Annotated in this window: 16 protein-coding genes and 1 riboswitch; of the genes, 11 read left to right on the forward strand and 5 right to left on the reverse strand. The window is 72.5% G+C overall.

Annotated elements, in window-relative coordinates:
- Positions 1-26: 26 nt before the first annotated feature.
- The gene (locus ACIQU4_RS33625) at positions 27-1268 is read right to left on the reverse strand and encodes a citrate/2-methylcitrate synthase (RefSeq protein ID WP_403738889.1); all 1242 of its coding nucleotides are present in this window, start codon (positions 1266-1268) and stop codon (positions 27-29) included.
- 54 nt (positions 1269-1322) lie between these two features.
- On the opposite strand from ACIQU4_RS33625, the gene ACIQU4_RS33630 reads away from it, so the two are divergent.
- A complete protein-coding gene (locus tag ACIQU4_RS33630) occupies positions 1323-2489 on the forward strand; it encodes a citrate synthase/methylcitrate synthase (RefSeq protein ID WP_403739029.1) in 1167 nt (388 codons plus the stop codon).
- A gap of 5 nt (positions 2490-2494) precedes the next feature.
- Positions 2495-3730, forward strand: a complete 1236-nt coding sequence (locus tag ACIQU4_RS33635; protein WP_403739032.1) for a CobW family GTP-binding protein — start codon at positions 2495-2497, stop codon at positions 3728-3730.
- 13 nt (positions 3731-3743) lie between these two features.
- Here the strand turns inward: ACIQU4_RS33635 and ACIQU4_RS33640 are convergent, their stop codons facing one another.
- Entirely contained in the window at positions 3744-5843 is a 2100-nt protein-coding gene (locus ACIQU4_RS33640) for a restriction endonuclease (protein ID WP_403738893.1), read from the reverse strand.
- A gap of 100 nt (positions 5844-5943) precedes the next feature.
- Positions 5944-8400: a DNA topoisomerase (ATP-hydrolyzing) subunit A gene (locus tag ACIQU4_RS33645; protein WP_403738896.1), complete on the reverse strand. Its 2457-nt coding sequence runs from the start codon at positions 8398-8400 to the stop codon at positions 5944-5946.
- Between the two features lie 251 nt (positions 8401-8651).
- On the opposite strand from ACIQU4_RS33645, the gene ACIQU4_RS33650 reads away from it, so the two are divergent.
- The 4 genes from ACIQU4_RS33650 to ACIQU4_RS33665 all read left to right on the forward strand — a co-directional run bounded on the left by ACIQU4_RS33650 (position 8652) and on the right by ACIQU4_RS33665 (position 13371).
- Positions 8652-10010 carry a M16 family metallopeptidase gene (locus tag ACIQU4_RS33650; RefSeq protein ID WP_385585022.1) on the forward strand — a complete coding sequence of 453 codons (1359 nt, stop codon included), beginning with the start codon at positions 8652-8654 and terminating at the stop codon, positions 10008-10010.
- Between the two features lie 20 nt (positions 10011-10030).
- Positions 10031-11398, forward strand: coding sequence for a M16 family metallopeptidase (locus ACIQU4_RS33655; RefSeq protein ID WP_403739033.1), 1368 nt, complete (start codon positions 10031-10033; stop codon positions 11396-11398).
- Positions 11399-11582: 184 nt separating this feature from the next.
- Positions 11583-11742: riboswitch (cyclic di-AMP (ydaO/yuaA leader) on the forward strand.
- 12 nt (positions 11743-11754) lie between these two features.
- Positions 11755-12549, forward strand: a complete 795-nt coding sequence (locus ACIQU4_RS33660) for a M23 family metallopeptidase (protein WP_403738899.1) — start codon at positions 11755-11757, stop codon at positions 12547-12549.
- Positions 12550-12705: 156 nt separating this feature from the next.
- Positions 12706-13371, forward strand: coding sequence for a GntR family transcriptional regulator (locus tag ACIQU4_RS33665; RefSeq protein WP_403738901.1), 666 nt, complete (start codon positions 12706-12708; stop codon positions 13369-13371).
- 193 nt (positions 13372-13564) lie between these two features.
- Here ACIQU4_RS33665 and ACIQU4_RS33670 read toward each other — a convergent pair whose 3' ends face one another.
- Positions 13565-13846: an HPr family phosphocarrier protein gene (locus ACIQU4_RS33670; RefSeq protein WP_403738904.1), complete on the reverse strand. Its 282-nt coding sequence runs from the start codon at positions 13844-13846 to the stop codon at positions 13565-13567.
- 184 nt (positions 13847-14030) lie between these two features.
- Between ACIQU4_RS33670 and ACIQU4_RS33675 the strand changes: the two genes are divergently transcribed.
- The 4 genes from ACIQU4_RS33675 to ACIQU4_RS33690 all read left to right on the forward strand — a co-directional run bounded on the left by ACIQU4_RS33675 (position 14031) and on the right by ACIQU4_RS33690 (position 19411).
- Positions 14031-16808 carry a GNAT family N-acetyltransferase gene (locus ACIQU4_RS33675; RefSeq protein WP_403738907.1) on the forward strand — a complete coding sequence of 926 codons (2778 nt, stop codon included), beginning with the start codon at positions 14031-14033 and terminating at the stop codon, positions 16806-16808.
- A gap of 73 nt (positions 16809-16881) precedes the next feature.
- Positions 16882-17478 carry a DUF5998 family protein gene (locus ACIQU4_RS33680; protein ID WP_030154328.1) on the forward strand — a complete coding sequence of 199 codons (597 nt, stop codon included), beginning with the start codon at positions 16882-16884 and terminating at the stop codon, positions 17476-17478.
- Entirely contained in the window at positions 17478-18680 is a 1203-nt protein-coding gene (locus ACIQU4_RS33685) for an alkaline phosphatase family protein (RefSeq protein WP_030154329.1), read from the forward strand. The genes ACIQU4_RS33680 and ACIQU4_RS33685 overlap by 1 nt, the downstream gene beginning before the upstream one ends.
- A gap of 80 nt (positions 18681-18760) precedes the next feature.
- Positions 18761-19411: a thymidine kinase gene (locus tag ACIQU4_RS33690; RefSeq protein WP_403738911.1), complete on the forward strand. Its 651-nt coding sequence runs from the start codon at positions 18761-18763 to the stop codon at positions 19409-19411.
- Between the two features lie 157 nt (positions 19412-19568).
- Here ACIQU4_RS33690 and ACIQU4_RS33695 read toward each other — a convergent pair whose 3' ends face one another.
- Positions 19569-20975, reverse strand: a complete 1407-nt coding sequence (locus ACIQU4_RS33695) for a PLP-dependent aminotransferase family protein (RefSeq protein WP_403738914.1) — start codon at positions 20973-20975, stop codon at positions 19569-19571.
- 46 nt (positions 20976-21021) lie between these two features.
- Here ACIQU4_RS33695 and ACIQU4_RS33700 point away from each other — a divergent pair, with 46 nt between their 5' ends.
- On the forward strand, positions 21022-22206 hold the full coding sequence (locus ACIQU4_RS33700; RefSeq protein WP_403738917.1) for an MFS transporter: 1185 nt from the start codon (positions 21022-21024) through the stop codon (positions 22204-22206).
- The last annotated feature ends 72 nt before the right edge of the window (positions 22207-22278 follow it).

Here is a 22278-nt window from a genome sequence, read left to right on the forward strand (position 1 = left end):
GGACCGCCGGCGCGGGCCGACGCGCGTCACGGCATCGGCTGTGGCGGGCGGGGCCCCTGGTACTGGCCGCTCGGGCGCATCCGGAGCGGCCGCTCCTGGTACTCCTCCAGCGCGTGCGCCATCCAGCCCGCCGTCCGGGACACCGCGAACACCGTCTCCCCGGCCTCAGCGGACATCCCGCAGGACACCGTCAGCACCGCCAGCGCCAGGTCCACATTGGCGTGCAGCCCGCCCCGCCGGGCCGCCGCCGTCGCGACGACCTCCCGGGCGGCCGCCAGCGCCGGTCCCGCCTGCGGCACGCCCTCCAGCCGGGCGAACAGCGCCGTGGCCCGCGGGTCCTCACCCTCGTACAGCCGGTGCCCGAGCCCCGGAACCCGCCGTCCCGCCCGCAGGTGGTCCGCGACCACCGGAGCGGCGCCGCCCCGCTCCAGCGCCTCCACCAGCATCCGGTGCGCGAGCCGTCCGGCCGCACCGTGCAGCGGCCCTTCGAGCGCGCCGAGACCGGCCGAGACCACCGCGTACGGATGGGCCCGCGCCGACGCCGCCACCCGTACGGCCAGGGTCGAGGCGGCCAGGTCGTGGTCGATGAGCAGGGTGAGGGCCAGGTCCAGCGTGGCCAGCGCGTCCGGATCCGGTTCGTGCGCCGTCAGCCGGGTCCACAGCTGCCGGGCCAGCCGGCCGTCCCCGCGCCAGCCGGGCGGGCCCACCTCGGGCAGCGCGCCGACCAGCGTCGGGATCAGGCAGCGCGCGGAGCCCAGTACGGCCTCCGCGGACAGGTCGAAGCGAAGCGGATCCGCGACCGCGGCGGCTGCCGTGGCCACCCGCAGCCGGTCGATCGGACCGCTGTGCTCGGGCAGCGCCGCCACCGCGCGCCGGGCGGCGGCCAGCGCCTGCGGGGGAGCCGTGAACCGTGCGCCGCGCGGCAGCGTCCCGGTCCAGAGCCACTCGGCGACCTCCTCGTAGGGGTAGCGCGAAGCCAGCTCGACGGCGTCCACGCCCCGGAAGTAGTACCGGTCGGGCTCGATGAGCGTGAGCGAGGTGCGTACGGAGAGCTCAGTACCCGGGGGCGCCGCCGCCTCGCGCCGGCTGCGCAGGGCCAGGGCCTCCACCTCGCGCGCGTCGAAGCTGCTGCCGCGGCCGACCTGGTCGCGGCGGCTGGTGAGCTGGCCGCGGCTGACGTACGCGTACACGGTCGCGGGCTTCACCCCCAGCAGTTCCGCCGCCTGCCGGGTGCTGAGCCGGCGTTCGCCGTCCGCCTGGTCGTTCATGACACCACCCTACATATATTGATTCAATCAACATTGACAAGGATTCAATCCATGATGGATGGTCGATCCATGAACACCACCGTCGATGTGCCCCGCGGTCTCGCGGGAGTCGTGGTCACCGAGACCGAACTCGGTGACGTCCGAGGCCGCGAGGGCTTCTACCACTACCGCCAGTACTCGGCCGTCGAGCTCGCCGCGAGTCGCAGCTTCGAGGACGTGTGGCACCTGATGTTCCGCGGCGCCCTCCCGGCCGACGCCGCCGAGCGAGCCGCGTTCGCCGCCGAGATCGCCCCGCTGCGGCGGCTGCCCGACGCGGTGCAGGGCGCCCTGCCCGCCCTCGCCCGGGCCACCGCTCTCTCCGGCCCGCTCGCCGGGCTGAGGACCGCGCTCTCGCTGCTCGGCGCCTCCGCCGGGTTCCGCCCCGTGTACGACATCGACCCCGGACGGCGGGCCGCCGACGCGCTGGCCGCCTGCGCCGCCGTACCGACCCTGCTCACCGCGCTGTACCGGCTGGGGCAGGGGCTGGAACCGGTCGAGCCGCGCGCGGACCTCCCGTACGCCGCCAACTACCTGTACATGCTCACCGGTCAGGAACCCGACCCGGTCAAGGCGCGAGCCGTCGAGCAGTACCTGATCTCCACGATCGACCACGGTTTCAACGCCTCGACCTTCACCGCCCGCGTGATCGCCTCCACCGGCGCCGACGTCGCCGCCGCCCTCACCGGCGCCATCGGCGCGCTCTCCGGCCCGCTCCACGGGGGCGCGCCCAGCCGGGCCCTGGACACCCTGGACGCCATCGGTACAGCGGACCGCATCGAACCGTGGATCCGCGAGCGGGTGCTCGCAGGGGACCGGATCATGGGCTTCGGGCACCCCGTGTACCGGACCGAGGACCCGCGTTCGCGGATGCTGCGGGACATCGCGCTCGGCTTCGGTGGCCCGCTCGTGGACTTCGCCGTGGAGGTGGAGCGACAGGTCGAGGAGATCCTCGCCGAGCTCAAGCCGGGGCGGGAGCTGCACACCAACGTGGAGTTCTACGCCGGCGTGGTCATGGAGCTGTGCGGGCTGCCGCGCGAAATGTTCACCCCGACCTTCTGTGCGGCCCGCGTGGTCGGCTGGAGCGCGAACATCCTCGAACAGGCCGCCGATTCGAAGATCATCCGTCCGGCCGCCCGGTACGTGGGCCCGAACCCGCCCGAGCCGGTTCCGGCGCTCGGCTGACTACGATCGGCCGTGTGAACAGCAGTCAGCCCGCCCAGCCGCCCGTCCAGCCGATCCCCGTCCTCGTGTTGTCCGGATTCCTCGGATCCGGCAAGACCACGCTGCTCAACCACCTCCTCGGGAACCGCGCAGGCACCCGGATCGGCGTCGTCGTCAACGACTTCGGCTCGATCGAGATCGACGCGATGGCCGTGGCCGGCCAGGTCGGCGACTCGATGGTCTCGCTCGGCGGCGGCTGCCTGTGCTGCGCGGTCGACGGCAGCGAGCTGGACGCGTACCTGGAGAAGCTCTCCGCGCCCGTCCACCGGATCGACGTGATCGTCATCGAGGCGAGCGGGCTGGCCGAGCCCCAGGAGATGATCCGGATGCTGGTGGCCGGCGAGAATCCGGCGATCCGGTACGGCGGGCTGGTCCAGGTCGTGGACGCGGCGGAGTTCGACGCGACCCGGGCCAAGCACCCGGAGACCGACCGCCACCTGGCCGTCGCGGACCTGGTGGTGCTGAACAAGACCGATCGGGTGCAGTCGGCCGGCCTCAACCGGATCGAGAGCGAGCTGAACACGCTCTGCCCCGGCACACCCGTGGTGGCCGCCGACCACGGCCGGATCGACCCGGAGCTGCTCTTCGACCGGCGGCCGTGGACCGAGACCCAGGGACAGCTGTCCTTCGAGGACCTGATCTCGCAGGCGAGGGACGCCGCCGAGGCAGACCCCGAGGCCCACGACGCCGCCCACGAGGACCACACCGGGCATGCCCACACGGTCTACGAGAGTACGGAGTTCGTGTCCGAGCAGGCCCTGAACCCGCGCCGGTTCATCGACTTCCTCGACCGCCGTCCGGCCGGGCTGTACCGGATCAAGGGCTACGTCCACTTCGGCGTCCCCGGCCACGAGGAGCGCTACGAGGTCCACGCCGTCGGACGCTTCCTCCGCTTCGTGCCGGGCCCCTGGGGCCGCGGGGAGCCGCGCCGGAGCCAACTGGTCCTGATCGGCGCCGGTACGGACGGCCCCGCCCTGCTCCGAGAGCTGGAGGCCTGCCGCGAACCGGCCCCGCAGCACGCGCCGCCGGAGAGCATGTGGGGCGTCCTGCGCTACGTCGACCGCCCGGCGCAGCCGGACGCGGAGCCCGAGCCGGAGCCCGAGCCGTACGGGGCCGACTCGTACGGGCCCGACTCGTACGGCGATCCCGATTCGTACGGCGATCCCGACTCGGACTCCGACCGGGACCCCGAAGAGCCGTAGGCCGCGGTCGCCGTCAGGCGACCTCGACTCCGTACTCGCTCAGCAGGTCCTCCAGACCGCCGCGGTAGCCCTTGCCCCCGATCACGAAGTCCCAGTCGCCGTTGGAGCGGCGCCGGAAGGAGCCGAGGACCAGCGCGGTCTCCCCGGCGCGCCCGTCGGAGACGTCCAGCCGGCCGAGTTCCCCGCCACCCGCGGACAGCAGGCGGATGTGGGCGTCGGTGAACCCGGCGAGGTCGGCGTGCGGATCGACCTCCGGGTCGATCGCGGCCACGAGGACCAGCCGGTCGGCGGGCTCGGGCAGGGCGTCGAAGGAGACCTCCAGCGCCGCCTTGTCGGGTGCCGCGTGCGCGCGGGCCCGGACCGAACCGTCCGGGGTCCGCGGGTTGTTGAAGAACACGAAGTGCTCCTCGCTCAGCACCCGGTTGCCCGTGCAGACGAGGGCGCACACGTCCAGCGCGACGGACCCCGACCAGGACATGCCGAGCACGTTGTGGTCCGCCGAAGGGGCGGCGGGCTCCGGTTCGGGCGCGCGCCGCGCCGGACCGCCGCCGAGCCGCCCGCGCAGTCCGTACTGGTGCAGCAGCTCGACGAGATCCGCCCCGGGAACCAACTCCAGCGGCTTGCCGTTGGCAAAGGTGTACGACCCGGGCCCGAAGGACGCGGTGGTGACGAGCACCCCCTTGTTCGCCCCCTTGTCCTGGACCGTGCCGTACAGATCGCGCACGGCCGTCGGCGGCACCGTGTTCCGGTAGCGCTTGACCTGCACCACGATCCGCCCGCCCCGGATCGGCGCCGGGTCCAGCGCCTCCACGTCCACCCCGCCGTCGCCCGACCGCTGCGTGGTCACCGCCTCCATGCCCATCGCCCGGAACAACTCGGCGACCAGGTTCTCGAAGGCGATCGGATCCATTACGAAGAGGTCCGGCTCGTCCTCGTCCGCGTCGTCCGCGTCGCCCGCCTCCCCGCCGTGGCTGACGATCCCTCCGCCCACCTCGTCCGGCCGGCGCCCGGGGCGCACCGCCGTCAGCTGGTCGGGCCGCGTCGACAACTGCCCGCCCAATCCCGAGACCAGACAGTCCACGGCGCTGACCTGCTCCAGGCGCAGCCCCGCGAACGCGCTCCGCGCCGCCGGCACCGTGGACAGGACGAACCGCGCCTCCTGCCCCGTCGCCGGATCGTGGCAGTCCACGAACCCGTTGACCACGACCGAGTCCAGTACGCCGAACTCGTCCGCCGCGTACAGCTCGCGCACCACCAGCAGCATGCACTGCGCCAGCAGGTCGCGGTACAGCGCCCGACGCTCCGTCACCGGGCGGGGCTTCACCCTGTCCTGGTCCGTGCTCGGCAGGTACTGCACCGACCTGGCCTCCGGCACCACCGCGTACCCGGGGAGCTCCCAGTCCAGCACCAGCTGGCGCGCCGCCGGGTCGTAGGCGGCCGTGACCTGCCTCGGCAGCGCCTCGGGCCAGGCCGCCGAGGCGTACAGGGCCGCCGAGAAGTACTCCACCGCCGCCTCCGCGTCGCCCGTGCGCAGGGCGGCGGCCAGCTCGGTGAGGCCGCTGTTGTGCGCCCGTACCCCGGCGAGCTGCTCGGCTGCCCACCGGTCGTACTGCTGCCGGTACGCGGCCAGCTGCTGCTGCCGCTGCGCCTCCGCGGCGCTCGCGGCCTGCCAGGCCTCGGTGTACCGGGCGTGGGCCTCCCGCTCCGCCTGCGCCCGGTGGCTGGATCCGAGCGTCCAGCCGCTGCTCTGCTGCTGGAACTGGTCGATGCGCGGCATCGGCACCGGATGCGCCAGGGCCCCGGGGTGGAAGGGTTCCAGCTGCTCGGGCCGGGCCAGGGCGGATATCCGGAACGCCGGTGCCCGGCAGCCCGCGGCCAGCAGGCCCCTGAGGGCATCGACCTCGGCGTCGATCTGCGCGGTCCGCCGCAGGGCCTCGGCCTCGCGGTACTGCCGGTGGCTGCGGTTCGCGTCGCGTTCGTGGGTCCGCTGCCGGTCCCGTTCGTACGCCAGCAGCCGGCGCTCGGCCTCCCGCTGCTGGATCACCTGCGTCTGCTGCTGCCGGCGCTGGGCCTCGGCCCAGTCCCCGATCAATCCGCCCGACCGACGACTCATCAGCTGTGTACTCCCCCCACCAACACCCAGAGGGAAAACACTAGTCGGCATTCGGGTGGTACGTCCCCCCGGTCGCACCACCCGAACGCCGCCGTACGTCCTACAGCGCGCCCCCCGCCAGAGCGGCGACGACCGCGGGCAGCGCGGCCCCCGATCCGTCGCGGCGCGGGTCCACGGGCGGCAGTTCGGCCGGGCTGCCGTTCGCCGCGGCCGCGCGGACCGGCGCGTTGCCGGCCCAGGCCAGGACCAGCAGGTCCTCGCCCTTCAGGAACCGCTGGCAGCGCACGCCGCCGGTGGCCCGGCCCTTGCGCGGGTACTGGTCGAACGGGGTGAGCTTCCCGGACAGCACCGAGTCGTCCAGCGTCCCGTGCGAGCTCGCCACCGTGAACACCACGGCGGCGCGCGCCGGGTCCACCGCCGAGAAGTGGATCACCTTGGCGTTGTCGGAGAGCTTGATGCCCGCCATACCGCCCGCCGGGCGGCCCTGCGGGCGCACCTGGCCCGCCGGATAGCGCAGCAACTGGGCGTCGTCGGTGAGGAAGACCAGGTCCTCCTCGCCCGTGCGCAGTTCGACCGCGCCGACGATCCGGTCGCCCTCCTTGAGGGTGATGACCTCCAGCTCGTCCTTGTTCGCCGGGTAGTCCGGTACGACGCGCTTGACCACGCCCTGCTCGGTACCCAGGGCCAGGCCCTGCGAGGACTCGTCCAGCGAGGTCAGGCAGATCACCTTCTCGTCCGCCTCCAGCCCGGAGAGGAACTCCGAGACCGGGGCGCCGCCCGCCAGGTTCGGCGCGGCGTGGGTGTCCGGCAGCTGCGGCAGGTCGATCACCGCGAGCCGCAGCAGCCGCCCGTACGAGGTGACCACGCCGACGTCGGCCCGGGCGGTCGCGGCCACCTGCGAGACGATCAGGTCGTGCTTCGCGCGGGACCCGCCCTCCTCCTCCGCGAGCGGTTCGCCGTTGGCGGTGCGCGCCAGCAGGCCCGTCGAGGACAGCAGGACCCGGCACGGGTCGTCCGCGACCTCCAGCGGAACCGCGGCGATCGCCGTGCCCGCCGACTCCAGCAGGACCGTACGGCGCTCGGTGCCGAACTTCTTCGCGACCGCGGCCAGTTCCGTGGAGACCAGCTTGCGCAGCTCCGTGTCGGAATCCAGGATCCCGGTCAGCTCGTCGATCTCGCCCGTCAGCCGGTCGCGCTCGGACTCCAGCTCGATCCGGTCGAAGCGGGTGAGCCGGCGCAGCGGGGTGTCGAGGATGTACTGGGTCTGGATCTCGCTCAGCGAGAAGCGCTCGATCAGCCGCTCCTTCGCCTGCGCCGAGTTGTCGCTGTCCCGGATGATCCGGATGACCTCGTCGATGTCGACCAGGGCCACCAGCAGGCCCTCGACCAGGTGCAGCCGGTCGCGCCGCTTGGTGCGGCGGAACTCGCTGCGCCGCCGCACGACCTCGAAGCGGTGGTCGAGGTAGACCTCCAGCAGCTCCTTGAGGCCCAGGGTCAGCGGCTGGCCGTCGACCAGCGCGACGTTGTTGATGCCGAAGGACTCCTCCATCGGCGTCAGCTTGTACAGCTGCTCCAGGACGGCCTCCGGGTGGAAGCCGTTCTTGATCTCGATGACCAGGCGCAGGCCGTGCGAGCGGTCGGTGAGGTCCTTGACGTCCGCGATGCCCTGGAGCTTCTTGGAGCCGACCAGGTCCTTGATCTTCGCGATGACCTTCTCGGGGCCGACCGTGAAGGGCAGTTCCGTGACGACCAGGCCCTTGCGGCGCGCCGTCACGTTCTCCACGGCCACCGTCGCGCGGATCTTGAAAGTGCCGCGGCCGTTCTCGTAGGCGTCCTTGATGCCCGCGAGGCCCACGATCCGGCCGCCCGTGGGCAGGTCCGGACCCGGCACGAAGCGCATCAGCGCCTCCAGGTCCGCCTGCGGGTAGCGGATCAGGTGGCGGGCGGCCGCGATGACCTCGCCCAGGTTGTGCGGGGGCATGTTGGTGGCCATGCCGACCGCGATCCCGGAGGCGCCGTTGACCAGCAGGTTCGGGTACGCCGCGGGCAGCGCGACCGGTTCCTGCTCCTGGCCGTCGTAGTTGGCGGTGAAGTCGACGGTGTCCTCGTCGATCGACTCCGTCATCAGTGACGTGGCGTCCGCCATCTTGCACTCGGTGTAACGCATAGCGGCCGGCGGGTCGTCGTTGCCGAGCGAACCGAAGTTGCCGTGGCCGTCGACCAGCGGCAGCCGCATCGAGAAGGGCTGGGCCATGCGCACGAGGGCGTCGTAGATCGACGCGTCTCCGTGAGGGTGCAGCTTGCCCATGACCTCGCCGACGACGCGGGCGCACTTCACATAGCCGCGGTCGGGGCGCAGGCCCATCTCGTTCATCTGGTAGACGATGCGCCGGTGCACCGGCTTCATGCCGTCCCGGGCGTCGGGCAGGGCGCGGGAGTAGATCACCGAGTACGCGTACTCGAGGAAGGAGCCCTGCATTTCGTCGACGACGTCGATGTCGAGGATCTTCTCCTCGAAATCCTCCGGCGGCGGGGTCTTCGTGCTGCGGCGGGCCATCGCTGCGCGGCTCCTTAACCAAGAAAGAAAGTGTTCTGGGGGTCTGGCGGCTGGTCTGATCGGCGTTGACGGGGTTGTCGCGGACCATTGTGGCCCGAGGCACCGACAACGCCGACTCCGACCCTGGGGTCACCCCCGGACGGAGGCGTGGGTGAGTGTGAGTCGGGAACTTCTCCGGTCCCCGACGCGCTTGCATACAGTGGCAGGTCTGACGGAAAAATCTGCATCGCGATCGAAGGGACCACATGCCCATGGGTCACACGGCCACAGCCCAGGCCGGCTCCGGCGGCCTGACAGCGACCGAGCACCGGCTGGCCAACGGCCTGCGCGTGGTGCTCTCCGAGGATCACCTGACCCCGGTCGCCGCGGTCTGCCTCTGGTACGACGTCGGCTCGCGCCACGAAGTCAAGGGGCGGACCGGCCTGGCTCACCTCTTCGAGCACCTGATGTTCCAGGGCTCGGCGAGCGTACCCGGCAACGGGCACTTCGAGCTGGTCCAGGGGGCCGGCGGTTCGCTCAACGGCACCACCAGCTTCGAGCGCACCAACTACTTCGAGACCATGCCGACCCACCAGCTGGAGCTCGCGCTCTGGCTGGAAGCCGACCGGATGGGCTCGCTGCTGGCCGCCCTGGACGACGAGTCCATGGAGAACCAGCGCGACGTCGTCAAGAACGAGCGCCGCCAGCGGTACGACAACGTCCCGTACGGCACGGCCTTCGAGAAGCTGACCGCCCTCGCCTACCCCGAGGGCCACCCGTACCACCACACCCCGATCGGCTCCATGGCCGACCTGGACGCGGCCTCCCTGGAGGACGCCCGCGCCTTCTTCCGTACGTACTACGCGCCCAACAACGCGGTGCTGTCGGTCGTCGGCGACATCGACCCCGAGCAGACGCTCGCCTGGGTCGAGAAGTACTTCGGCACCATCCCCGGGCACGACGGCAAGCAGCCGCCGCGCGACGGCTCGCTGCCCGAGATCATGGGCAGCGAGCTGCGCGAGGAGATCGTCGAGGAGGTCCCGGCCCGTGCGCTGATGGCCGCCTACCGGCTCCCGCACGACGGCACCCGCGAGTGCGACGCCGCCGACGTGGCACTGACCGTGCTGGGCGGAGGCGAGTCCTCCCGGCTGCACAACCGCCTGGTACGCCGCGACCAGAGCGCCGTCGCGGCCGGCTTCGGCATGCTGCGGCTCGCCGGTGCGCCCTCGCTGGGCTGGCTGGACGTGAAGACCTCCAGCGGCGTCGAGGTGCCCGCCATCGAGGCGGCCGTCGACGAGGAGCTCGCGCGGTTCGCCGCCGAGGGCCCGACCGCCGAGGAGATGGAGCGCGCCCAGGCGCAGCTGGAGCGCGAGTGGCTGGACCGGCTGAGCACGGTGGCCGGGCGCGCCGACGAACTGTGCCGCTTCGCGGTCCTGTTCGGCGACCCGCAGCTGGCGCTCAGCGCGGTCGGGCGCGTCCTCGACATCACCGCCGAGGAGGTGCAGGCCGTGGCCGCGGCCCGACTGCGCCCCGACAACCGCGCGGTGCTGGTGTACGAGCCGCTCCCGGCAGAAGCCGGCGAGAACGGTGAGAGCGACGAGAACGACGAGAACGAAGGGGCGGAGCAGTGAGCGACACCGCAGCCGTCACGATGACCTTCCACCCGCAGCCCCAGGCCGGCCAGGCCCGGCCGTGGGCCTTCCCGGCCCCCGAGCGCGGCTCGCTGCCCAACGGCCTGACCGTGCTGCGCTGCCACCGGCCCGGCCAGCAGGTCGTCGCCGTCGAGGTCAACCTCGCCGCCCCGCTGGACGCCGAGCCCCAGGGCCTGGACGGCGTGGCGACCATCATGGCCCGCGCACTGTCCGAGGGCACCGACAAGCACTCCGCCGAGGAGTTCGCGGCCGAGCTGGAGCGCTGCGGCGCCACGCTCGACGCGCACGCCGACCACCCGGGCCTGCGGGTCTCCCTGGAGGTCCCGGCCTCCCGGCTGGCCAAGGCGCTGGGCCTGCTCGCCGAGGCGCTGCGCGCACCCGCCTTCGCCGAAAGCGAGGTCGACCGGCTGGTGCGCAACCGGCTCGACGAGATCCCGCACGAGCTGGCCAACCCGCAGCGCCGGGCCGCCAAGGAGCTCTCCAGGCAGCTCTTCCCGCCGACCCTGCGGATGTCCCGGCCGCGCCAGGGCACCGAGGAGACGGTCGCCCGGATCGACTCCGCGGCCGTACGCGCCTTCTACGAGGCCCACGTACGCCCCGCCACCGCCACCGCGGTGGTCGTCGGCGACCTGACCGGGATCGACCTGGACGCCGTCCTGGGGGACACCCTGGGCACCTGGACCGGCAACTCCGCCGAGCCCCTCCCGGTCCCGCCGGTCACCGCCGACGACACCGGCCGCGTGGTCATCGTGGACCGGCCCGGCGCGGTCCAGACGCAGCTGCTCATCGGCCGGATCGGGCCGGACCGGCACGAACGGGTCTGGGCGGCGCAGGTGCTCGGCACGTACTGCCTGGGCGGCACCCTCACCTCGCGCCTGGACAAGGTGCTGCGCGAGGAGAAGGGCTACACGTACGGCGTGCGCGCCTTCGGCCAGGTGCTGCGCTCCACGGCCGACGGCAAGGGCGCCTCGATGCTCGCCATCAGCGGCTCGGTGGACACCCCCAACACCGGCCCGGCGCTCGACGACCTCTGGAAGGTGCTCCGCACCCTCGCGGAGGGCGGCCTGACCGACGCCGAACGGGACGTGGCGGTGCAGAACTTGGTGGGCGTGGCCCCGCTGAAGTTCGAGACGGCCGCGGCCGTCGCCGGCACGCTCGCCGACCAGGTCGAGCAGGAGCTTCCGGACGACTACCAGGCGCAGTTGTACGCGCAGCTGGCCCAAACGGGCACGGTGGAGGCGACTTCGGCCGTCCTGGCCGCCTTCCCGGTGGACCGCCTGGTCACGGTCCTGGTGGGCGACGCCGCGCAGATCGAGGAGCCGGTGCGGGCGCTCGGGATCGGTGAGGTCACCGTCGTCACCAACTGACGGACATTCCAAGGGGCTCCGGCGGCTTGTCCGCCGGGGCCCCTTTTGTCTGTTTCGTGAAGAGGTTGCTCGTATGGGGTGTGGCGTATGCAACAAAAACGCGTGTCTGTTTGGCGATTGACTGATGATCCGCCTAGCGTCGGCCGTGCTGTCCGTCAGTTGTACGCGCCGCATCCGCGGCACCGGGCAGCGATCGCCGAGTCCCCGTCAGGCGCGAGCCTGGGGAGCCGGGGACCCACATGTGTCCCTGGGGTGAATCGGACCGCCTCGTCAGAGGGGGCCCGTAGGAGACCTTCCTGCTCCGAACCCGTCAGCTAACCCGGTAGGCGAGAAGGAAGGAAAGGATCAGCCCCTTCATGGCGTTTGGCAGTCGTGCCGCCGGTAAGCACCGTGGTTCCAGTCGTCTGAGCCGCAAGACAGCCGGTTACGCCGGCATAGCCGCCCTCGCCACCACCGGTGTCGTCGGCTCCCTCGCAGGCCCGGCGTTCGCCGCGTCGGACATGGCCCCCTCCATGGAGGACACCGGCCTGAACGCCGTCGTGACGGCCGAGGACCTCCCGGGCCAGATCGAGGCCCAGGCCGACGCCCAGGAGCACGCGGCCGAGGCCGCGGCCCTCAAGGCGAAGGCGGAGGCCGACGCGAAGGCGCGCGCCGCCGAGGCCAAGCAGAAGGCCGAGGAGAAGGCGAAGGCCGAGCGCGACGCCGCCGAGCGTGCCGCCCGCGAGGAGGAGCGCAAGCGCCTCAACACCTTCGTCGCCCCCGTCGACGAGTCCTACATCAGCACCCAGTGGCACGCGGGCGGCGGCATGTGGTCCTCCGGCAGCCACACCGGCATCGACTTCCACGCGGCCTCCGGCACCACGGTGCACGCGGTGGGCATCGGCACCGTGGTCGAGGCCGGCTGGGGCGGCGCGTACGGCAACAACATCGTCATCAAGCACGCCGACGGCACGTACACGCAGTACGGCCACATGTCCTCGCTGAGCGTCTCCGTCGGCGACCAGGTCACCGCCGGCCAGCAGATCGGCCTGTCGGGTTCCACCGGCAACTCCAGCGGCCCGCACCTGCACTTCGAGGCCCGCACCGGCGCCCAGTACGGCTCGGACATCGACCCGGTCGCGTACCTGCGCCAGCACGGCGTCAGCGTCTGACCCGCAGCACTTCACCGAAGGCCCCGGCTCTCCGAGCCGGGGCCTTCGTGTTGGCCGTAAATATCTGCCATTCCCGCCCGCGCTCGGAATTTATCGCCCGGTGCAATAGAGTCCCCTTACGGCAGTCGGCAGTCGGAAATAGGCGGAGGTCCGGACTTGCGTATTCCTGCGCACGCGGTATGCACGGCAATCCGCGAAGACATCGTCTCCGGGGTCTTCGAGCCCGGCGCCCGGCTGACGGAGGAACTGCTGGCCCGCCGGTACGGGGTCTCCCGCGTCCCCGTCCGCGAGGCGCTGCGGACCCTGGAGTCCGAGGGCTTCGTCACCACCCGGCGGCACGCGGGCGCCTGCGTCGCCGAGCCCACCGAGCAGGAGGCGGCCGACCTCCTGGAGCTGCGGCTGCTGCTGGAGCCGCTGGCGGCCGCGCGCGCCGCCCGGCGGCGTACCGAGGGCCACCTCAAGGTGCTGCGCGGGCTGGTCAGGCTCGGCCAGGAGCGGGCCAGGCGGGGCCAGGGGGAGGACCTGCGGTCCCTGGGCGGCTGGTTCCACGAGACCCTCGCCCAGGCCTCCGGCAGCCCGGGGCTGATCGTGCTGCTCACGCAGATGCGGCACAAGGTCGCCTGGATGTACGCCGTGGAGGCGCCGGCCCGGCCGGTGGACTCCTGGGCGGAGCACGGCGCGATCGTGGACGCGGTCGCCCGCGGGGACGCCGAGCGGGCCCGGGCGCTGACCGCGATCCACGCGGACCGCGCGGTCGGGGCGCACCGGCTGCGGGTGAGGACTTCGCAACATGCCGTAAACACGGCGAGCGGTCCGCATTAACAAAAGCCGCGTATTAAAGAGTGAAGGCTGCGGCTGAATTCGCGCGGTATAGGCTCTCGTCCTGCGCGCATGTGGTGAATTCCCGAAAAGGCTCGCCCGGCTCCGGCAGAGCGAACAGAACGAAGAAGCCGCGGCCACCGGATTACCGGTGGTGGCCGCGGCTTCTTCGTGTGCTCGGGGTGAACCCGAAGGGTCAGACGGTCTCGGGGAGCTCGTCGAGGCCCTCGGCGACCAGCTTCGCGAGGCGGTCCAGCGCCACCTCGGCGCCCTCGGCGTCGGACGCCAGGATGATCTCCTCGCCGCCCTGCGCACCCAGGCCCAGCACCGCGAGCATGGACGCGGCGTTGACGGGGTTCCCGTCGGCCTTCGCGATGGTCACCGGGACGCCGGAAGCGGTCGTCGCGCGGACGAAGATCGAGGCGGGACGAGCGTGCAGGCCCTCGGCCCAGCCGACGTTGACGCGGCGCTCTGCCATGGTGATGCCCTTCAGGTTCTTACGGTTGTCTAGACCAGTCTCTCACGACGCCCCTCATGCTCCGACCGACCTTCGGCCCGAATCCGCCGCCGTTCGACCCACCCCAGCTTGCACTGGTTTGCCCATGCTTGCCGCGTGCGCCGCGCAGGGGCGATTCGGCCAGTCCTGGCCTTAAGATCGCCGCATGACCACCGCGTCGGACCCCTCGTACCCGGCCCACTGGGAAGCGGATGTCGTCCTGCGCGACGGCGGCACCGCCCGGATCAGGCCGATCACCACGGAGGACGCGGGCCGGCTGGTCAGCTTCTACGAGCAGGTCTCCGACGAGTCGAAGTACTACCGCTTCTTCGCGCCCTACCCCCGGCTCTCCGCCCGTGACGTGCACCGCTTCACCCACCACGACTACGTGGACCGGGTCGGCCTCGCGGCGACCATCGGCGAGGAGTTCATCGGCACCGTCCGCTACGACCGGATCGGCCCCGAAGGCCGGCCCGCCTCCGCCCCCGCCGACGAGGCCGAGGTCGCCTTCCTCGTCCAGGACGCCCACCAGGGCCGCGGGGTCGCCTCCGCGCTCCTCGAACACATCGGCGCGGTCGCCCGCGAGCGGGGCATCCGCCGGTTCGCGGCCGAGGTGCTGCCCGCCAACAACAAGATGATCAAGGTGTTCAAGGACGCCGGATACGAGCAGAAGCGCAGCTTCGAGGACGGCTCCGTCCACCTCACCCTCGATCTCGAACCCACCGCCGAGTCCCTGGCCGTGCAGCGCGCCCGCGAGCAGCGCGCCGAGGCCCGCTCCGTGCAGCGGCTGCTGACCCCGCGCTCCGTGGCCGTCATCGGAGTCAGCCGCTCCGGCGGGGGCGTCGGCGCGGCGGCCCTGCGCAACCTGCGCGACAGCGGCTTCCGCGGCCACCTCTACGCCGTGAACGAGGCCGCCACCACCGATCTGCTGGACGGCGTACGGGTCTACCGCGCGCTCGGCGCCGTCGACGCCCCCGTCGACCTCGCGGTGATCGCGGTCCCCGCCGAGCGGGTCCCCGAGGCCGTCGCCGCCTGCGGCGAACACGGGGTGCAGGGGCTCGTGGTGCTCTCCGCCGGGTACGGGGAGAGCGGCGCGGCCGGGCTCGACCGGCAGCGCGAACTGGTGCGCCAGGTGCGCTCGTACGGGATGCGGCTCATCGGTCCGAACGCGTACGGCGTGATCAACACCGCCCCGGAGGTCGGGCTCAACGCCTCCCTGACCCCGGCGCCCGCCCCGATGCGGGGCCGCATCGGGCTGTTCACCCAGTCCGGGGCGATCGGCATCTCGCTGCTCTCCGCACTGCTGCGGCGGGGCGAGGGGCTGTCGTCCTTCGTCTCGGCGGGCAACCGGGCGGACGTGTCGGGGAACGACATCCTCCAGTACTGGTACGAGGACGAGGCCACCGACGTCGCGCTGATGTACCTCGAAACCCTCGGCAACCCGCGGAAGTTCACCCGGCTCGCGCGGCGGACGGCCGCCGTGAAGCCGGTGGTCGTCGCGCGGGGCGGCCGCCACACCCCGGCGGGGCACGTGGTCCCCGGGACCAGGCTGCCGGACGCCACGGTCTCGGCCCTGCTGCGGCAGGCGGGGGTGATCCGGGTCGACACGGTGACGGAGCTGGTGGACGTCGGGCTGCTGCTGGCCTCGCAGCCGCTGCCGGCCGGGCCGCGCGTGGCGATCCTCGGGAACTCGGAGTCGCTCGGCGTCCTCACGTACGACGCCTGCCTCGCCCAGGGGCTGCGGCCCGGGGCCCCGCGGGACCTGACGACGGCGGCGACGCCGGTGGACTTCCGGGCGGCGCTGGGCACGGCGCTGGGCTCCGCCGAGAACGACGCGGTGATCGTCACCGTGATCCCGTGGGTGAACGAGCAGGAGCCGCAGGACGACCTGGCCGAGGCCCTGCGGGACGCGGTGGCCGCCCATCCCGGCAAGCCGGTGGCGGTGGTCCACGTGGAACTGGCCGAGCTCGTCGACGCCCTGTCCCCGGCGGGGCTGGGCGCGGCTCCCGCGATGGGGGCGCTGCCCCCGCGCCCCCGCCCCACGGACGAGGACGAGGGCGGATTCGTCGGACCGGAGGTACGGATTCCGGCATATCCGGCCGCCGAGCGGGCCGTACGGGCCGTCGCCGAGGCCGTCCGGTACGGGCAGTGGCGGCGGGCCAACGCCGACGCCGGGCAGGTCCCCCAGTACGAGGACATCGACGAGGCCGCAGCCGCCGCCCGGCTCGCCGGCCTCCTGGCCGACGTGGGCGACGGCGTGCTCACCCTCACCGAGCCCGACGCCGCCGCACTGCTCGCCGACTACGGGATCCGGGTGCTCCCCACCCTGCCGGCGCCCAGCGCCGACGCCGCGGTCCGGGCCGCCCGGAGCCTGGGCTACCCGGTCGCCCTCAAGACCACCGCCCCGCACCTGCGCCACCGCGCGGACCTCGGCGGCGTACGCCTCGACCTCGGAGGCGAGGCCGACCTGCGCCGCTCGTACGAGGAGCTCACCGACCTCCTCGGCACCCCCGACGAGCTGCTCCCCGTCGTCCAGGCCATGGTGCCCCGCGGGGTCGACACCGTCGTGCGGTCCGTGATCGACCCCGCCGCCGGCGCCGTCCTCTCCTTCGGGCTCGCCGGCGTCGCCTCCGAGCTGCTCGGCGACACCGCCCACCGCCTCGTCCCCGCCACCGACCGGGACGCCGCCGGGCTGATCCGGTCCATCCGGACCGCACCCCTCCTCTTCGGCTGGCGCGGCAGCGACCCCGTCGACACCCCCGCTCTCGAAGAGCTCCTGCTGCGGCTGTCCCGGCTCGTCGACGACCACCCCGAAGTGGTGGGCGTCACGCTCGAACCCGTCGTCGTCGCCACCGAGGGCCTCTCCGTGCTCAGCGCCGCCGTCCGCGTGGCCCACCCGCCGGCCCGCACCGATCTCGGTCCCCGGACGCTCCCCAGCTACTGACCGGCCCGGCAACCTCGGGAAGACGAGTCCTTGGGCGCCCGGGGTGCCCCGTACGGGCCTTAGGATGGACCTCATGGCGAAATCCGGTACGACGACCCAGGGGCTGCGCACGGCGATCGAGCGCAGCGGCTACTACCCGGCCCTCGTGGCCGAGGCCGTGGAGGCCGCGGTGGGCGGCGAGCCGGTCTCGTCGTACCTGGTCCACCAGGAGACGACCTTCGACTCCAACGAGGTGCGCCGGCACGTCACCGTCCTGGTCCTGACCGGCAACCGCTTCATCGTGAGCCACACCGACGAGCAGGCCGCCGACGCCGGGTCCCCGTCCCCGTACGCGACCACCTCCACCGAGTCCGTCAAGATCGGCGCGATCTCCTCCGTGGTGCTCAGCCGCGTCGTCGCCAACCCCGAGTCGTACACCCCCGGCACCCTGCCCCGCGAGGTCGTCCTGACCATCGGCTGGGGCGCGGTCTCCCGGATCGACCTGGAGCCCGCCGCCTGCGGCGACCCGAACTGCGACTCCGACCACGGCTACACCGGCAACTCCACCGCCGACGACCTCAGCCTGCGCGTCAGCGAGGCCGGCGACGGCCCGGAGGCGGTCCGGCAGACCCTCGTCTTCGCGCAGGCGCTCTCCGAAGCAACAGCGGCGACTTCCGCCTCCGCCCGCTGATGTCCTACTCCGCACCGTCGAACTGGGACGAGCCGGAGCTGCTGGACCTCACCGGCGCCCCCGTCCCGGAGTACGGCACCGGCTCGCTCGCCGACCTGCTGCCGACCCTCGTGGCCGGCCAGGGCGTCCCCGGGTTCACCGCCGCGATCCCCGAGCTCACCCCGGCCGACCGGAACTGTGTGTTCCTGGTCGACGGCATGGGCTGGGAGCAGATCAAGGCCCACCCCGACGAGGCCCCGTACCTGACCTCCCTCCTCGGCAGCTCGCGCGGCGGCACCGGCCGCCCGATCACCGCGGGCTTCCCGGCGACCACGGCCACCTCGCTGGCCTCCGTCGGCACCGGCCTGCCGCCCGCCCGGCACGGCCTGCCCGGCTACACCGTGCGCAACCCGGCCACCGGCGAGCTGATGAACCAGCTCCGCTGGCACCCCTGGACCCCGCCGAAGCCCTGGCAGCCGTACCCGACCGTCTTCCAGCAGGCCGACAAGGCGGGGGTGGCGACGGCGCAGGTGTCCTCGCCCGCCTTCCAGACCACCCCGCTCACCAAGGTCGCGCTGAGCGGCGGCACCTTCCTCGGCCGGATGACCGGCGAGGAGCGGATGGACCTCGCGGCCGAGCGGCTCGCGGCCGGCGACCGCTCGCTGGTGTACACGTACTACAGCGAGCTCGACGGGGCCGGCCACCGGCACGGCGTGAACTCCGACGCCTGGCGCGGCCAGCTGATGTACGTCGACCGGCTGGTGCAGCGGCTCGCCGAACAACTCCCGCCGCGCACCGCGCTGTACGTGACCGCCGACCACGGCATGGTGGACGTCCCCTTCGACGAGGACTCGCGGATCGACTACGACGAGGACTGGGAGCTGGGCGCGGGCGTGGCCCTGCTCGGCGGCGAGGGCCGGGCCCGGCACGTGTACGCGGTACCGGGCGCCGAGGCCGACGTCCTGACCGTGTGGCGCGAGGTGCTGGGCGACCGGTTCTGGATCGCGAGCCGCGAAGAGGCCCTGGAACTGGGCTGGTTCGGGCCGCCGGGGGAGTGCGACGAGCGCGTGCTCGGCCGGATCGGCGACGTGGTCGCCGCCGCGTACACCGATGCCGCGATCACCGCGTCCGTGAACGAGCCCAACGAATCGGCGCTCGCCGGGATGCACGGCTCGATGACCGCGGCCGAGCAGCTGGTCCCGCTGCTCGAAATCCGCACCTGAGACGGCCCGACCGCCCGTACGCCGCTCCCGCCCCGTACGCCCCTCCCGCTGACCACGACCCGAAAGGTCCCGTTCCTTCCATGCCCGAATTGGTGTTTTTCTCCGGCACGATGGACTGCGGGAAAAGTACGTTGGCGCTCCAGATCGGCCACAACCGGTCGGCCCGGGGCCTGCAGGGCGTGATCTTCACGCGCGACGACCGCGCGGGCGAGGGCAAGCTCTCCTCGCGCCTCGGCCTGGTCACGGAGGCGGTCGAGGCGACCGAAGGCATGGACCTGTACGCGTACCTCGTGAACCAGATCTCCCGGGGCGGCAAGGCCGACTACGTCATCGTCGACGAGGCACAGTTCCTGGCTCCCGACCAGATCGATCAACTGGCGCGCATCGTGGACGACCTCGACATGGACGTCTTCGCCTTCGGCATCACCACGGACTTCCGCACCAAGCTGTTCCCCGGCTCCCAGCGTCTGATCGAGCTGGCCGACCGCATCGAGCAGCTCCAGGTCGAGGCCCTGTGCTGGTGCGGTGCCCGCGCCACGCACAACGCCCGCACGATAGACGGCGAGATGGTGGTCGAGGGCGCCCAGGTCGTCGTCGGTGACGTCAACCGCCCGGCGGAGGAGATCGGGTACGAGGTCCTCTGCCGCCGCCACCACCGCAAGCGGATGACGAGCGCCGCGGCCCACGCGGGAGCCCTCTCCCCGGACGTCCTCCCGGTCAACCACGGCTGACCACTTCTCGTGTGCGAGGGCTTCGACCCGGGCGACAGGGAAGCCGAGTGTGCTGAGCGCGGTGATCGTGTCGTCGAGGGTCCAGGTTACGTGCGTGCCGGGTTGGTGGGGAGAGCGGCCGGTCGGCAGCGAGCTTCGGACGGACCTGTGACGCGGGCTACCGGCCCCTGAGCAGGGCGCCGACCGCCGTGATGCCTGCTGCGATGGCGCGTTCGCCGACGTTGCCGAATCCCAGCACCAGCTGTGTCGGCTCCGTCGCACGCGAGGAGCGGCAGGTGCTCATTCCGTAGAGGCGCACGGACCGGGCGCGGGCGGCGGCGATGACGTCCTGCTCAGGGGCCGATCCGTCGAGGTGCGCGATCGCGTGGAAGCCGGCCGCCAGGCCGCACACCCTGACCCCGGGGGCGTGTTCGGCGAGCGCTGCCACCAGGGTGGTGCGCCGTGCCGCGTAGGCCGTCCGCATACGGCGCAGGTGCCGGTCGAAGCGGCCGGACTCGATCATTCGCGCGAGGGCGAGTTGGTCAAGCGTGGGCGACCCGCGGTCATTCAGCCGCTTGTGCTCGGTGATCTGCTCGGTGAGCGCGGGCGGGCAGAGCATCCATCCGATGCGCAGCGCCGGCGCGAGGGATTTGCTGACGGTGCCTATGGAGATCACGCGGTCGGCAGCGAGTCCTTGCAGGGCGCCCACCGGCTCCCGGTCATAACGGAATTCGGCGTCGTAGTCGTCCTCGATGATGACGGCGTCCCGGCGCCTGGCCCACTCGATCAGCGCGAGCCGCCGCTCGGGTGCCAGGGCCACACCGGTCGGCCACTGGTGCGCGGGTGTCACGACGACGGCGCGGGCGTCGGTTGCGGTGAGCGCCTCCACGTCGATGCCGTGCTCGTCGACCGGCACCGGGATCGCAGACAGGCCCGCCGAGGCAGCGGCCGAGGTGATCGTGGCCGGTGAGCCCGGGTCCTCGTACGCCACCGTGCGGATGCCGGTCCGGGCGAGGGCGCGCAGGGCCAGACCGAGGCCCTGCGCGTAGCCGGAGCAGATCACGATCCGTTCCGGGTCCGCGGCGGCGGCGCGCACCCGCCGCAAATATCCGGCCACGACCTCGCGTAGTACGGCGCTGCCGCGCGGATCGCCGTAGTCGAGTGCCGCAGTCGGCATGACGCGTGCCGCCTCGCGAGTGGCCCACAGCCAGTCGGCGACGGGGAAGCTGCTGAGGTCCGGGACGCCCCACTTGAAGTCGGCCACCAGGCTTGGAGGTGTCAGAACCGGAGGCCTGGGTGCTGGCGGTACGCCTGCGCCGGCGGCGACCCGGGTGGCTGAGCCGACGCGTGTCACGAGGTATCCCTCGGCCTGGAGCTGGGCGTAGCAGTCCTGCACCAGACCGCGAGACAGCCCGAGCGTCCGGGCGAGTTCACGGGAGGACGGCAGTCGTTCGCCGAGCTGTAGCCGCCCGGTCCGGATCGTGTCCCGCAGCTGGAGTTCCAGCTGGGATCGCAGCGGCTCGCCGCTGTCCCGGTCGATGACCAGCAGCAGATCAGGTGACAGACCGGACCACTCCAGGGGCATGGAATTGGAGCTTACAGGTGATCCGCTCGGCCCTTAGCTTCGTCGTGTGACCAGGATCATCAACTCTCAGGCTCAGGGGGCCGGTTCGCGGCCGCCGCTGGTGACGCGGCCCCTGCTGCTGCGTTTCGTCTCGGTCGTCGGTGCCTCAACGAGCTTCTACCTGCTGTTGTCGGTTGTCCCCCTCTATGCCGAGGCGCGCGGAGGCAGCGATGCCGCGGGACTGGCCACGGGCGCGCTGATGCTGGCGACGGTCGGAGGCGGGCTGGCCACTCCCCGGTTCGTCACCCGCTTCGGCTACCGGCTGACGCTGGTGACAGGGCTGGCCCTCCTTGGCGCGCCCACGCTCGTGCTGACCGCCTCCGGGAGCACGGTGTGGATCGCGGCGGTCTGTGGTGTGCGCGGTCTGGGCTTCGGGTTCGCGGTCGTGGCGGGTGGCGCTTTGACGGCGTCGCTGATCCCGCCCGAGCGGCGTGGTGAGGGGCTGGCTCTGGTAGGCATTGTCTCCGGGGTGCCGTCGCTGGTGGCCCTGCCGCTGGGTGTGTGGCTGGTCGCGCATGTGGGGTACGCGCCGGTCTGCATCGCCGGCGCTCTGGCCGCTCTGGCCGCGATCGTCTCGGTGCCGGGCCTCCCGGACCGCGAGCCGACCTCGGGACGGTCGATCGGAGTGCTGGCCGGGTTCCGGACGGCCGCTCTTCTGCGTCCCGCCGTCGTCTTTTCGGCTACCACGCTCGCTGCCGGAATCATCGTCACCTTCCTCCCCCTCGTCGTTCCGTCGGATTCAGCACGACTCCTCGCCGTGGCCCTGTTCGTCCAGCCCGCGGCATCAACCGTGGCCCGCTGGGTCGCGGGCTGGCACGGCGACCGGCACGGACCAGCCGGCCTCGTCCTGCCCGGCCTGGCCGTCTCGGCCGCGGGAACGCTACTCATCTCTCTGCCCCACAGCCCGGTCGCCGTGGTCGTCGGCGTGGCCCTGTTCGGGGTCGGCTTCGGCGTCACCCAGAACGCCACCCTGACGGTGATGTACGCGCGTGTCCCCGCCTCCGGCTACGGCACCGTCAGCGCCCTGTGGAACTTCGCCTACGACGCGGGCATGGGCGTCGGCGCCCTCGGGTTCGGGGTGCTCGCAGGCAGGACGGGCTACTCACTGGCTTTCACCCTCACCGCCGCGCTGATGCTCACTGCCCTCGCCCCGGCCTGGCGTGACCGCGCGACTACCTGCTCCCGCCGGTGACCGAACTCGACGCCATCGGCGCGGCTGTCCTACGGGCCGCGACCACCCACGGGATCGAGCCCCCAACCACCG

This window comes from Streptomyces sp. NPDC090741, assembly GCF_044769045.1.
Taxonomy (GTDB): Bacteria; Actinomycetota; Actinomycetes; order Streptomycetales; family Streptomycetaceae; genus Streptomyces.

What these genes read in the sequence shown, in the direction of transcription:
- ACIQU4_RS33690 (WP_403738911.1), top strand. Translation starts at nt 18,761, where the DNA reads ATGCCCGAATTGGTGTTTTTCTCCGGCACGATGGACTGCGGGAAAAGT.
- ACIQU4_RS33685 (WP_030154329.1), top strand. Translation starts at nt 17,478, where the DNA reads ATGTCCTACTCCGCACCGTCGAACTGGGACGAGCCGGAGCTGCTGGAC.
- ACIQU4_RS33660 (WP_403738899.1), top strand. Translation starts at nt 11,755, where the DNA reads ATGGCGTTTGGCAGTCGTGCCGCCGGTAAGCACCGTGGTTCCAGTCGT.
- ACIQU4_RS33645 (WP_403738896.1), bottom strand. Translation starts at nt 8,400, where the DNA reads ATGGCCCGCCGCAGCACGAAGACCCCGCCGCCGGAGGATTTCGAGGAG.
- ACIQU4_RS33670 (WP_403738904.1), bottom strand. Translation starts at nt 13,846, where the DNA reads ATGGCAGAGCGCCGCGTCAACGTCGGCTGGGCCGAGGGCCTGCACGCT.
- ACIQU4_RS33680 (WP_030154328.1), top strand. Translation starts at nt 16,882, where the DNA reads ATGGCGAAATCCGGTACGACGACCCAGGGGCTGCGCACGGCGATCGAG.
- ACIQU4_RS33630 (WP_403739029.1), top strand. Translation starts at nt 1,323, where the DNA reads ATGGATGGTCGATCCATGAACACCACCGTCGATGTGCCCCGCGGTCTC.
- ACIQU4_RS33650 (WP_385585022.1), top strand. Translation starts at nt 8,652, where the DNA reads ATGGGTCACACGGCCACAGCCCAGGCCGGCTCCGGCGGCCTGACAGCG.
- ACIQU4_RS33640 (WP_403738893.1), bottom strand. Translation starts at nt 5,843, where the DNA reads ATGAGTCGTCGGTCGGGCGGATTGATCGGGGACTGGGCCGAGGCCCAG.
- ACIQU4_RS33625 (WP_403738889.1), bottom strand. Translation starts at nt 1,268, where the DNA reads ATGAACGACCAGGCGGACGGCGAACGCCGGCTCAGCACCCGGCAGGCG.
- ACIQU4_RS33655 (WP_403739033.1), top strand. Translation starts at nt 10,031, where the DNA reads ATGACCTTCCACCCGCAGCCCCAGGCCGGCCAGGCCCGGCCGTGGGCC.
- ACIQU4_RS33695 (WP_403738914.1), bottom strand. Translation starts at nt 20,975, where the DNA reads ATGCCCCTGGAGTGGTCCGGTCTGTCACCTGATCTGCTGCTGGTCATC.
- ACIQU4_RS33675 (WP_403738907.1), top strand. Translation starts at nt 14,031, where the DNA reads ATGACCACCGCGTCGGACCCCTCGTACCCGGCCCACTGGGAAGCGGAT.